Raw genomic sequence first — 13,168 nt, forward strand, 5'->3', positions numbered from 1 at the left:
TACACTCTGTTTATGGAAAATTCATATAGAATTCCCTCTAAAACCCACATTGGGCATGTACATCTAAGAGTAGCTAATCTGGACAAATCTCTGGAATTTTACCATGGACTTCTGGGTTTTGAAATTACTGAGAAAGTGGGGGAAGAAGCAGCTTTTCTTTCTGCAGGTGGTTATCACCACCACATAGGCCTTAACACGTGGAACAGTAAAGGCGCTCCAAAGGCTTCCCGCCACGGAGTGGGATTATATCATACCGCAATTGTTTTTCCGTCTAGAAAAGATCTGGCGAAGATACTTAACAGGTTATTAGAAAAAGATTACCCCTTATTGGGTGCCGCAGATCATGGTGTTTCTGAAGCTATATACCTGGATGACCCAGATGGCAATGGGGTGGAACTGTACTGGGACCGTCCACGTGAGGAATGGCCTCAAAAATTAGATGGTTCTGTGAAAATGTATACCCGCCCTCTTCACCTGCGGGATTTACTTAAGGAGTTAAGTTGATTTCTTTGTATGCCCTGGTTCAATGATAAAGCAGATCAAATTGCTTTCCCTAACCCCGGCTTCTTGGATTAACTGGAATATCTGAATGAGCCGTATACTGCCTCTAATTTTAATAAAAATCTACTTTTTTTGGAAGCGGGACATTCTTGATTTTTTTCCCAGCTATCGTAACAAAACTTAAAATAACATTTTGGTTATCAGCTAGTTAAATAAGTTTAACTTTTTTTGAAAGTAATTTCCATTGTTTTTAGAAACATAGGGTCTTCTTATAAGAGCTTAACTTTAATTTTTATATGTAAAATCTAAAATAGCGAAGCAGCAAAGGAATGAACAATAAATATAGTCAGATTTTAACCCAAAATGATTCTCAACCCGCCGCACAGGCGATGTTACATGCAATTGGATTAACAAAAGAAGATTTTAAAAAGCCCTTTGTAGGGGTGGCAAGTACCGGCTACGAAGGTAATCCCTGTAATATGCACCTAAACGACCTTGCAAAACTGGTTAAACAGGGATGCAACGAGAGCGAACTTGTCGGGTTGATTTTTAATACTATTGGGGTTAGTGACGGTATTTCCATGGGAACCCCGGGCATGCGGTATTCCCTCCCTTCCCGGGATATTATTGCAGATTCTATGGAAACTGTGGTAAATGCAATGTCTTACGATGGGATGGTAACCGTAGTGGGTTGTGATAAAAATATGCCCGGAGCTTTAATGGCGATGTTGCGTATTAACCGCCCGGCCATATTGGTGTATGGTGGTACTATAGCATCAGGATGCCATAAGGGTAAAAAACTGGATGTGGTTTCCGTTTTTGAGGCCTGGGGTTCTAAGGTTTCTGGCGATATTAGTGATGAAGATTATAACAGCGTGATTGAAAAAGCCTGTCCCGGCGCAGGTGCCTGCGGTGGGATGTACACGGCAAATACCATGGCTTCGGCAATAGAAGCTTTGGGAATGGCATTACCCTATAATTCTTCAAATCCTGCAGTGGGGGAAGAAAAGAGTACAGAAAGTGTAGCTGCCGGAAAGGCAATGCGCCTTTTAATTGAAAAAGATATAAAACCCCGGGATATTGTTAACAAGAAATCTATAGAGAATGCCATCAGGCTGTTGACCGTTCTAGGTGGTTCTACCAATGCGGTGCTGCATTTTCTGGCTATAGCAAAGACTGCGGAAGTGGATTTTACTTTAACCGATTTTGAAAAAATATGCGACAGCACCCCTTTTCTGGCAGATTTAAAACCAAGTGGAAAGTACGCCATGGAAGATGTGCACAGGGTGGGAGGAATACCTGCTGTTTTAAAATATATGCTGAAAAATGATATGCTTCATGGCGATTGCTTGACCGTAACAGGTAAAACTTTAGCTGAAAATTTAGCTGATTTACCAGATTTGGATGCTGGCCAGGATGTGATTAGGCCTTTGGATAATCCTATTAAAAAAACCGGACATATCAGGATTCTTTATGGCAATTTAGCTGAAGAAGGTTCCGTGGCGAAAATTACCGGAAAGGAAGGCCTTCAGTTTACCGGGAAAGCAAGAGTCTTCAATAGCGAATATGATGCGAATGATGGTATTTCTGAAGGAAAAGTAAAAAAAGGCGACGTGGTGGTTATTCGTTACGAAGGGCCAAAAGGAGGTCCCGGAATGCCAGAAATGCTTAAACCAACGGCTGCCATAATGGGAGCCAAACTGGGAAAAGATGTAGCCCTGATTACCGATGGAAGATTTTCCGGCGGAACTCATGGTTTTGTAGTGGGGCATATTACTCCTGAAGCCCAGGAAGGCGGATTAATTGCTTTTCTAAAAGACGGTGATGAGATTACCATTAATGCAGAAACTAATAAAATTGAAGTGGCACTTTCAGCAGAAGAGATTGCCGAAAGAAAGAAAAACTGGGCGGCTCCTGCCCTAAAATTTAAAAAAGGAGTGCTTTACAAATATGCGAGAACGGTTTCTTCGGCTTCACAAGGCTGTGTGACCGATGAATTTTAATATGGTGAATTATGGAAGTAAAAACAGCTAGTTTTGAAAAAAAGGCAACAGAAACCACTACCAGGGTTTCCGGGGCCGAGGCGGTAATAATGTGTTTGCTGGAAGAAGGAGTGGATACTATTTATGGATATCCTGGCGGCGCAATAATGCCGGTTTATGATGAATTGTATAAGTATCAGGATAAGCTGCATCACGTCCTCACCAGGCATGAACAGGGAGCTACACATGCCGCCCAGGGTTATGCCCGGGTAAGTGGAAAAGTAGGGGTTGCCGTGGCTACTTCCGGCCCGGGAGCCACCAATCTGGTCACCGGTATTGCCGATGCTCAAATAGATTCCACACCAATGGTTTGTATTACAGGCCAGGTAGGCTCACATTTATTGGGAAGCGATGCTTTTCAGGAAACCGATATTGTGGGGATTTCCACTCCTATTACTAAGTGGAATTACCAGATTACAAAGGCCGAGGAGATTCCGGAAGTGATGGCAAAAGCTTTTTATATCGCCAAATCGGGACGTCCCGGTCCGGTTTTAATAGATATTACTAAAGATGCACAATTTGCTGCATTAGAGTTTAGCTATAAAAAATGTTCAGGAATACGCAGTTATAAACCACTGCCGGAAGTGAATCTTGTGGAGGTTCAGGACGCTGCCGAGGCTATTAATAATGCCAAAAAACCCATGATTGTTTGGGGACAGGGAGTAATTCTTGGAGGCGCTGAAGCTTTGCTGAAGCAGGTGGTTGAAAAAGCAGGTATTCCCGCAGCGTGGACTATCCTGGGATTATCTGCCTTGCCTACCGAACATCCGTTAAACGTTGGAATGGTTGGGATGCACGGCAACTATGGTCCCAATATGCTTACTAATAAATGTGATGTGCTTATCGCAATCGGGATGAGGTTTGACGACAGGGTTACTGGGAATTTGGCACATTATGCAAAACAGGCTAAAGTGATCCATTTTGAAATAGATCCTGCCGAGATTAACAAAAATGTACATGCCGATATTCCTGTACTTGGCGATGTAAATGAAACTTTGAAGCTCCTGCTTGAGCTGTTGAAGCCTAATAAGCACGAAGCCTGGCATCAGCGGTTCAAAGACCATTATAAAATTGAGTACGATAAAATTATAAAAAACGATCTTAATGCTGAACGTGGAAAAATAGGGATGGCAGAGGTGATTGATGAAATTAATAAAAGCTCCAAAGGCGACGCCGTAATTGTTTCTGATGTTGGGCAGCACCAGATGGTCGCCTGCAGGTATTCAAAATTTAATCAAACCAGGAGCAATGTGACTTCCGGTGGATTGGGAACTATGGGCTTCGCACTTCCCGCGGCTATAGGTGCAAAAATGGGAGCTAAGAACCGCGATGTGGTGGCTATTATTGGAGATGGCGGTTACCAGATGACTATCCAGGAATTAGGTACTATTTTCCAGACTAAAGTGCCGGTGAAAATTGTGGTTTTAAACAATGGATTTTTAGGAATGGTAAGGCAATGGCAGCAATTGTTTTTTGATAAGCGATATGCTTCCACAGAAATGACAAACCCTGATTTTGTTGCTATAGCGAAAGGATATCATATTAAAGCAAATCAGGTGACCGAAAGGGCGCAATTAAAAGATGCTGTTAAGGAAATGATGGAATCTGAAGAAGCCTATTTCCTTGAAGTAAAAGTTGAACAGGAAGAAAACGTGTTCCCAATGATTCCAACCGGGGCATCAGTTTCAGAAATACTATTGGAGTAATGGAAAAGAAAACCTATACCGTATCTATTTATACGGAAAATAACCTTGGCTTATTAAGCAGGATTGCCGCAATTTTTCTGAAAAGGCATATTAATATAGAAAGTATTACGGCTTCCCAAAGTGAAGTGAACGATGTAATGCGTTTTATTATTATAGTTAATGTAACTGAAGAGCAGATAAAGAAAATCGTCGGGCAAATCGAAAAGCAGATTGAAGTAATAAAAGCTTTTTATCATACAGATAAGGAGACCATATTTCAAGAGACTGCACTTTATAAAATAAAATCAGAAGATTTTCTGGATGATCATAACATCCAGGATTTTATTAAAGAAACCAATGCCAGGATCGTAACAGTTACAAGGGAATTTTTTGTAATTGAAAAAACAGGAAAACGTCATGAAGTAGATCATCTGTATGGAATTTTGAAACCATACGGATTAATGCAGTTTGTAAGATCGGGCACCATTGCTGTAACAAAAAACGAAATGCCAATTTCAGGAATACTAGAAAAATTTAATACAACAAACTCAATATCATGACAAACTATTTTAACAGCCTTTCTTTACGTGAACAATTAGCCCAGCTGGGAACCTGCCGGTTTATGGCGCTGGACGAATTCAGTGACGGGGTGGCTGCCTTAAAAAACAAAAAAATAGTTATTGTGGGCTGTGGCGCCCAGGGACTTCACCAGGGTTTAAATATGCGGGACAGTGGTCTCGATATTTCTTATGCGCTTCGCGAAGGGGCAATTAAGGATAAGCGCCAGTCGTACAAAAATGCATCAGAAAATAATTTTAAAGTCGGTACCTATGAGGAAATGATTCCGCAGGCAGATTTGGTGATCAACCTTACCCCAGACAAGCAACATACCGCTGTGGTAAATGCCATTTTGCCTCATATTAAAAAAGACGCCGTCCTTTCTTATTCCCACGGATTTAATATCGTGGAAGAAGGAATGCAGGTGAGAGATGATATTACCGTAATTATGGTTGCTCCTAAATCTCCGGGCTCTGAAGTACGGGAAGAATATAAAAGAGGCTTTGGCGTACCAACACTTATCGCGGTCCATCCAGAAAATGATCCTCAGGACATTGGTTTTGAATGGGCTAAAGCCTATGCCGTGGCAACGGGAGGGCACAAAGCCGGCGTTTTGGCTTCTTCTTTTGTAGCTGAAGTAAAATCTGATTTAATGGGAGAGCAAACCATTTTGTGCGGAGTACTTCAAACCGGGTCTATTTTAACTTTTAACAAGATGGTTGCAGATGGAGTAGAAGCTTCTTACGCAGCAAAACTTATTCAGTATGGTTGGGAAACCATTACTGAAGCTTTAAAACATGGTGGAATTACCAATATGATGGACAGGCTTTCCAATCCTGCCAAAATTAGGGCTAATGAGATTTCTGAAGAATTAAAGGAGCAAATGCGCCCCCTTTTCAGAAAACATATGGACGATATCATTTCAGGGGCATTTAGCAGCCGCATGATGAAAGATTGGGCAAATGACGATAAAGAATTGCTGGAATGGCGGGCTGCTACAGAGAATACCGCTTTTGAAAAAACCGAGGCAACTTCCGAAGAAATTAAAGAACAGGAATATTTTGATAAGGGGGTGCTATTGGTTGCTTTTGTGAAATCTGGCGTAGAACTTGCCTTTGAAACCATGGTGGAAGCAGGAATTATAGCAGAATCTGCATATTATGAATCCCTTCATGAAACTCCTCTAATCGCCAATACTATTGCCCGTAAAAAATTATATGAAATGAACCGGGTAATCTCAGATACTGCCGAATATGGGTGTTATCTTTTTGATCATGCCGCCAAACCTCTTATCAAAGATTATGTAAATAATCTGGAACCGGAAGTGGCAGGAAAATCATATGGAACCCATTATACCGGGGTGGATAATCAGGAATTAATATCGGTTAATGATAGTATAAGGAATCATCCTGTGGAAAAAGTTGGTGGCGTACTCAGAAAGGCCATGACTGCAATGAAAAAAATATATCAATAATGGAGACTTTGCTGGCGAACAAGAAAACATATAAACCCACAATGGAAGCGGTGGAAAAAGCCGCGGAACGAATTTCAAAAGTGGTGGTGAAAACCCCGCTTGCAGATTCTTTTACTTATAGCAAAAGATACGATTCGCGTATTATGCTTAAAAGGGAAGATTTGCAACAGGTACGTTCGTATAAAATCCGGGGGGCTTATAACAAGATTTCAAGTTTGCCGCAGGACCAGCTGGACAAAGGAGTAATTTGCGCCAGTGCCGGAAACCATGCACAAGGGGTTGCCTTTGCCTGTAATAGATTACGGGCAAAAGGCATCATCTATATGCCCATTACCACACCGCGGCAAAAAGTGGAACAAACCCAGATGTTTGGTGGGCATTGGGTACAAGTGGTTTTAAAAGGAGACACTTTTGATGATTCCTATAAGAATGCGCTAAAGCACGGAGATAAATTTGGGCTTGTTTTTATTCATCCTTTTGATGACGAAAAGGTGATTGAAGGCCAGGCTACCATTGCCCTGGAAATCCTGGAACAGGCCGATGCCCCCATAGATTACGTTTTCGCTCCTCTTGGAGGTGGCGGATTGTTGGCAGGTATATCTTCGGTGTTTAAACAACTTTCTCCGAACACTAAAATAATAGGGGTGGAGCCGGAAGGTGCTGCTTCCATGACTTCTTCCTTAAAAGAAGGAAAAGTAATTGAACTTCCTCATATTGAACGTTTTGTAGACGGTGCCGCAGTTCAGAAAGTGGGCTCGAGGAATTTTGCAATTTGTAAGGAGAACCTGGATAAGATGGTTACCGTTCCGGAAGGTAAAATATGCCAGACCATTCTAGATCTTTACAATCAGGATGCGATTGTGGTAGAGCCGGCGGGTGCAATGGCTATTTGCGCCCTGGATTATTTTACTGAAGATATAAAAGGTAAAAATGTGGTTTGCATCGTGAGCGGCAGTAACAATGATATTACAAGGACTGCAGAAATCAAGGAACGGGCACTGCTTTATTCCGGATTGAAGCATTATTTTATTGTAAGTTTTCCGCAGAGAGCGGGTGCTTTAAAAGAATTTGTGGCTAAAGTCCTCGGGCCACATGACGATATTACCCATTTTGAATATTCTAAAAAACACCACCGGGAAAATGGTCCTGCCGTGGTGGGAATTGAATTAAAAGACCCTGCCGACTTTGGGCCGTTGGTAGAAAGGATGAAAAAAAAGAACTTTTATGGAGAGTATTTAAATGATAAACCAAATTTATTTCAATTTTTGGTCTGAAGGAGTTTGTGGGAATAAAAAAAAATGTATTTTTATATTATGATTTTGAAGCACAACATAATATTATCCGATTTTTGCCGCTGCCCGCGTATTTGCAGGTAAGCTAAAATCATTTATATTTTTAATATTATTGAAATCACTACATTGAAAAAATCAAGCGACATATTACTAATCAAAGTTTTCAGAATCACTTCTGAATTAACTCCCATGCGCCGCTTTTTCCCCCGCACGTAAGTGCGTATATTCCCTTATGGAACTTAGGTGAGTCCGGTTCCCCTTCAGAAAACAAAAATCGATTTAATTTTTTCTCAACTTAATTTCTTAGCACATGAAAATTGTCATTGCTAATAAATCTCATGCTTCTTACGCAGAGATTATTTGTACAACTATAGAAGAATCGGCTAAGGTACGCGGTACGGGTATCGCGCGCCGTACCCCGGAGTACATTATCAGCAAAATGGAAAAAGGAAATGCTGTAATTGCGCTGGATGGTGATAAATTTGCTGGTTTTTGCTATATAGAAACCTGGAGCCATGAGAAATATGTGGCCAATTCCGGGCTTATTGTACATCCCGATTATAGAAATCAGGGACTTGCCAAAGATATTAAGCAGGTGATCTTTAAATATTCCAGGGAGAAGTATCCTTCAGCGAAAATATTTGGAATTACCACAGGGCTGGCGGTCATGAAAATTAATTATGAACTGGGATACCAGCCGGTAACTTTTTCAGAATTAACCGATGATGAAAGTTTTTGGAAAGGTTGCCAAACCTGTAAAAATTACGATATCCTTACCAGGACAGAACGTAAAATGTGCCTTTGTACCGGAATGATGTATGATCCTGAAAAAAAGAAAAATATCAAAGAGAAGAAAGACAGCCTCAACGATAAGGCTTTTCAAAGGTTGAAAAATATAAAGCAAACGCTTTTCTACAAAAAAGAAAAAAGCGAAAACTGATTTGCTCCTTTCCTTTTTTTAAGGGAAGGTGGCGCTCCCATAGAGCGCCGGAAAGGTTAAACACGCTCCTTAAAAAAGAAGAAGAGCAAAACCAATAAAAATTATTCGCGTATTCGTAGCGAAAAAATATTTAAAAATGAAAAAAGTAGTTATAGCATACAGTGGAGGTCTCGATACTTCTTACTGCGCGAAATATTTGTCTAAAGAAGAAAATTTTGAAGTCCATGCGGTAAGCGTGAATACCGGTGGATTTTCTCAGGAAGAAATCGAAAAAATAGGCTCCAATGCACAAAAAATTGGCGCTAAAACCTATAAAAATATTGATGCCGTTACTTCCTTTTATGATAAAGTGGTGAAATTTCTCATTTTCGGGAATGTGCTTAAAAATGATACATACCCGCTTTCGGTAAGTGCAGAGCGTATTGTACAGGCGATTGAAATTGTGAATTATGCAAAAGAAATTGGCGCTGAATATATTGCGCATGGGAGCACCGGCGCCGGGAATGACCAGGTGCGATTTGATATGATCTTTCAAATTCTGGCCCCAAAAATTAATATTATCACTCCCATTAGAGATAAGCAATTAACCCGGCAGGAGGAAATTGAATACTTACAGTCCAACGGCGTAGAAATGAACTGGGAGAAAGCCAAATACTCTGTTAACCGCGGCTTATGGGGAACCAGTGTGGGAGGATCGGAAACGCTGACTTCAGAAAAGCCTCTTCCCGAAGAAGCTTATCCTTCACAATTAAAGGAAAAGGAGCCTAAACAAATACGCCTTCATTTTACAAAAGGGGAACTTACCGGCGTAAATGGCAAAGAAAATATGCCGGTGAAAAATATTGAAACCCTGGAAGGCCTGGCTTCAAAATATGCCATTGGACGGGATATTCATGTTGGGGATACTATTATAGGCATTAAAGGAAGAGTTGGTTTTGAAGCTTCCGCAGCATTAATTACCATAAAAGCGCACCATCTTTTGGAAAAGCACACTTTAAGTAAATGGCAGCTTCAGCATAAAGATTATATCGCCAACTGGTACGGGACACATCTTCATGAAGGGCAATATCTGGAACCCGTGATGCGCGATTTTGAAGCTTTTTTACAAAGTTCCCAAAAACAGGTTACGGGAGAAGTATTTGTAACGCTGCATCCTTATCGTTTTAGCCTCGATGGAATAAAATCCAAGTTTGATTTAATGAATAGCAGCTTCGGAAAATATGGTGAGGAAAATAAAGCCTGGACTGCTGAAGATGCGAAAGGTTTTATTAAGATCCAGGCAAATGCCGGAAAGATTTATCAACACGTAACACAGGAGCAATGATAGAAGCCGGAATTATAGGAGGAGCGGGATATACCGCCGGGGAACTTATCCGGATATTATTAAGGCATCCCGCGGCCAGGCTTAATTTTGTTTACAGTACTTCTCAACCTGGAAAACCTGTGGCAGCGGTTCATCAGGATTTATTGGGAGAAACCGATCTTACATTCAGCGGGGAAATCAATAAAGATGTGGATGTTGTTTTTCTTTGCCTGGGACATGGCAATTCCATAAAATTCCTTTTGGAAAATCAGTTTTCAGAAAATACAAAAATTATAGATTTAAGTACCGATTATCGAATGGAAGACGGGAAGCATTCCTTTGTGTATGGCCTTCCGGAATTTAAAAAAGAAGAAATTAAGCATGCCAATTTTATTGCCAATCCCGGGTGTTTTGCCACGGCCATAAGCCTGGCAATTCTGCCGCTTGCCAAAGCAAATTTGTTGAATGATGAAATTCACATTAATGCCGTTACAGGTGCAACGGGAGCGGGAACATCACTTTCGGAAACCACTCATTTCACCTGGCGTGACAATAACTTTTCGGCTTATAAGTCCTTTGAACATCAGCATTTAAATGAGATAAAACAAAGCCTGGAATTGTTGCAGCCAAATCATTCGGTAGAAGTGAATTTTATTCCGAACAGGGGAAATTTTTCCCGCGGAATCCATGCAACTTCCTATACAAGGTTTTCGGGCAGTCTGGAAGAAGCAAAGGAGCTTTATCAGGAAACCTATAAAGATGCTGCTTTTACTTTTGTAGTGGAAGAGGAGCTGCATTTAAAACAAGTGGTAAATACCAATAAATGCCTGCTGAAATTGCAAAAATTTGGGAATAAACTCTTAATTACCAGTATTATTGATAACCTGCTGAAAGGGGCATCGGGCCAGGCGATTCAAAATATGAATTTAATTTTCGGCTTTGAAGAAACCGCAGGATTAAAGCTGAAGGCAAATTATTTTTGATAACGTTAATGAGGTAAAAAGTCAGGGTTAAAAGTGAAAAGTGAAAAGTGAAAAGTGAAAAGTGAAAATTTTGATTATGGAATATGAAAAAATAAGGGTTAAGAGCCCCCCTACTTTTAAAGGAGGGGTGGCCGAAGGCCGGGGTGGTTTTTTTGAAGTTGGAAGCTGTAAAGTTGAAGATGAAGTTCTTGTTTTTCTACGGAAATCTGTGGGAGAAGAAGTGGAGAGTGAAAAGCGAAAAAAGAAGTGAAAAATTCTGCGGAAATCTGCGGGATCTGCGGGAGAAATGAGTGAAAAGTGAAAAGTAGAAGAATTTGAAAATCCGGTGGACAAAAATTTAAAATTCATCATTCAAAATTTAAAATAATAAATAATGAAAATAGCCATTATAGGAGCCGGAAACCTGGGAATCTCTATCGCTAAAGGATTAATATTCAGCAATGCCTTTACCACACTGTACCTTACCAAAAGAAAGATTGACGACATTAAGGAATATGAAGAATATCCAAAGGTAACGGTAACTACAGATAACCTGGAAGCCATTAGAAAGTCTGATATCCTTATTTTTTCGGTGCAACCCACGCAATTGGAGCGCATCCTTGAAGAAATAAAAGAAGAACTTACAGATAAACATGTGCTCATTTCAACGGTTACAGGATTTAAAATTCCGCGTATGGAAGCTATTGTAGGAGAAGAACATTTTATTATTCGTTCAATGCCCAACACTGCCATAGCTGTGGGAAAATCGATGACCTGCCTTTGCAGTAATGAAAAAGGCGAAAAAAGGATCGCTATAGCCGAAGCTATTTTCAACCGCCTGGGAAGCAGCATTATCATTACCGAAAATAAGATGCAGGCCGCAACGGTGATTTGTGCCAGCGGGATTGCATTCTGGATGCGCCTCATCCGCGCTACAACCCAGGGAGCAGTGCAGCTTGGTTTTGACGCGAAAGATGCGCACGAGCTTTCTATGCAAACCTGCCTGGGCGCAGCAAGCCTGCTAATAGAATCTGGCAATCATCCAGAGGAAGAAATAGATAAAGTTACCACCCCGCGCGGCTGTACTATTGAAGGATTAAATGAAATGGAGCATAACGGGCTTAGTTCCTCACTAATTAAAGGAATCCAGGCATCGTTTAAAAAAATCAATAATATATCTGACCAGTAAATATGGAATTATTTGATGTTTATCCCCTTTATGATATTACTCCCGTAAAAGGAGAAGGCGCTTACGTTTCTGATAAGGAAGGCCATAAATACCTTGATCTTTATGGTGGGCACGCGGTAATTTCTATAGGGCATTCCCATCCGGCTTATGTAAAAGCTTTGTGCAATCAGGCTAGAAAACTTGGATTCTATTCCAATTCGGTTAAAAATCCGCTGCAGGATGAATTAGCAGAGAAACTGGAAAAACTTTCCGGAGTTAAGGATTACAGCCTGTTTTTGTGTAATTCTGGGGCTGAAGCGAATGAAAATGCTTTAAAGGTGGCCTCCTTCCATACGGGAAAGGATAAAGTGATTTATTTTGAAAAGGCTTTCCACGGAAGGACTTCCGGAGTGGTGGCTGTTACCGATAACGAAGCTATTAAGTCCCCTTATAATCAGGGCCACAAGGTGGTAAAACTGAAGTTTGACGATATTGAAGCTTTAGAAAAAGAATTACAGAAGAATGATACTGCAGCTGTTATTTTGGAAGTGATCCAGGGCGTAGGTGGCTTGGATGAAGCCGGCACCCAATTTTATAAAGAAGCTTCGGAATTATGTGAAAAACACAATACTGTTTTTATTGCAGATGAGGTCCAGGCGGGCTATGGCAGGACAGGCGAATTTTTTGCTTTTCAGAAGCATGGCATCAGGCCTGATATTATTTCTGTAGCCAAAGGAATGGGAAATGGATTTCCTGTCGGTGGAATTTTAATAGATCAAAAAATTGAGCCAAAATACGGAATGCTGGGGACCACCTTTGGCGGGAACCATCTTGCCTGTGCTGCCGGCATTGCTGTTCTTGATATTATTGAAAAGGAACAGTTGCTTCAGAATGCAGCAGCGCTTTTTGATTATGTAAAGGAAAAAGCGGCTGAAATTCCGCAGATTAAAAAGATAAAAGGAAGAGGTTTGATGATTGGGCTGGAGTTTGATTTTGAAGTAGCCCAGCTCAGGAAGGATCTGCTGTTCAAGCAACAGGTTTTTACCGGCGCTGCTTCAAACAAGAATTTACTGCGAATTTTACCTCCTCTGAATATTAAAAAAGAACACTTCGATGTGTTTTTTAAAGCTTTGAAAACCGCATTGAAATAAATTCCTGCAAGGTTTATAAAACCTTATAAGTCTAAAAAGAAGATAAGAATATAAACCTACAAGGCCTTGAAGACCTTGCAGGAAACACAAAA

At 40.8% G+C, this 13,168-nt stretch carries 12 protein-coding genes; all 12 read left to right on the top strand.

The genetic code is table 11. The features are described from left to right. Positions 1–12 precede the first annotated feature (12 nt). Positions 13–504, top strand: coding sequence for a VOC family protein (locus AB8M93_RS02560; RefSeq protein WP_373056063.1), 492 nt, complete (start codon positions 13–15; stop codon positions 502–504). 326 nt (positions 505–830) lie between these two features. Then, positions 831–2,504, top strand: a complete 1,674-nt coding sequence (gene ilvD / locus AB8M93_RS02565) for a dihydroxy-acid dehydratase (RefSeq protein ID WP_373056064.1) — start codon at positions 831–833, stop codon at positions 2,502–2,504. An 11-nt stretch (positions 2,505–2,515) separates the two neighbouring features. After that, positions 2,516–4,249 carry a biosynthetic-type acetolactate synthase large subunit gene (gene ilvB, locus AB8M93_RS02570; protein WP_373056065.1) on the top strand — a complete coding sequence of 578 codons (1,734 nt, stop codon included), beginning with the start codon at positions 2,516–2,518 and terminating at the stop codon, positions 4,247–4,249. After that, the gene (gene ilvN / locus AB8M93_RS02575; RefSeq protein WP_373056066.1) at positions 4,249–4,788 is read left to right on the top strand and encodes an acetolactate synthase small subunit; all 540 of its coding nucleotides are present in this window, start codon (positions 4,249–4,251) and stop codon (positions 4,786–4,788) included. The genes ilvB and ilvN overlap by 1 nt, the downstream gene beginning before the upstream one ends. After that, positions 4,785–6,260 (top strand): ketol-acid reductoisomerase, encoded by a 1,476-nt coding sequence (ilvC, locus tag AB8M93_RS02580; RefSeq protein ID WP_373056067.1) that lies wholly within the window; start codon positions 4,785–4,787, stop codon positions 6,258–6,260. The genes ilvN and ilvC overlap by 4 nt, the downstream gene beginning before the upstream one ends. Next, positions 6,260–7,534 (top strand): threonine ammonia-lyase IlvA, encoded by a 1,275-nt coding sequence (gene ilvA, locus AB8M93_RS02585; protein ID WP_373056068.1) that lies wholly within the window; start codon positions 6,260–6,262, stop codon positions 7,532–7,534. Before ilvC ends, ilvA begins: the two co-directional genes overlap by 1 nt. A gap of 328 nt (positions 7,535–7,862) precedes the next feature. Next, positions 7,863–8,492 carry a GNAT family N-acetyltransferase gene (locus AB8M93_RS02590; RefSeq protein WP_373056069.1) on the top strand — a complete coding sequence of 210 codons (630 nt, stop codon included), beginning with the start codon at positions 7,863–7,865 and terminating at the stop codon, positions 8,490–8,492. A 136-nt stretch (positions 8,493–8,628) separates the two neighbouring features. Next, complete coding sequence (locus AB8M93_RS02595; RefSeq protein WP_373056070.1) at positions 8,629–9,816, top strand: argininosuccinate synthase; 1,188 nt, start codon at positions 8,629–8,631, stop codon at positions 9,814–9,816. After that, positions 9,813–10,778 (top strand): N-acetyl-gamma-glutamyl-phosphate reductase, encoded by a 966-nt coding sequence (argC, locus tag AB8M93_RS02600; RefSeq protein WP_373056071.1) that lies wholly within the window; start codon positions 9,813–9,815, stop codon positions 10,776–10,778. Before AB8M93_RS02595 ends, argC begins: the two co-directional genes overlap by 4 nt. Before the next feature lie 76 nt (positions 10,779–10,854). Beyond that, positions 10,855–11,028, top strand: a complete 174-nt coding sequence (locus AB8M93_RS02605) for a hypothetical protein (protein ID WP_373056072.1) — start codon at positions 10,855–10,857, stop codon at positions 11,026–11,028. A 123-nt stretch (positions 11,029–11,151) separates the two neighbouring features. Then, positions 11,152–11,946: a pyrroline-5-carboxylate reductase gene (proC, locus tag AB8M93_RS02610; protein WP_373056073.1), complete on the top strand. Its 795-nt coding sequence runs from the start codon at positions 11,152–11,154 to the stop codon at positions 11,944–11,946. 2 nt (positions 11,947–11,948) lie between these two features. Next, the gene (locus AB8M93_RS02615; RefSeq protein WP_373056074.1) at positions 11,949–13,076 is read left to right on the top strand and encodes an aspartate aminotransferase family protein; all 1,128 of its coding nucleotides are present in this window, start codon (positions 11,949–11,951) and stop codon (positions 13,074–13,076) included. Positions 13,077–13,168 lie beyond the last annotated feature (92 nt).

It is taken from the genome of Autumnicola aciditolerans (assembly GCF_041679265.1).
GTDB lineage: Bacteria > Bacteroidota > Bacteroidia > Flavobacteriales > Flavobacteriaceae > Autumnicola.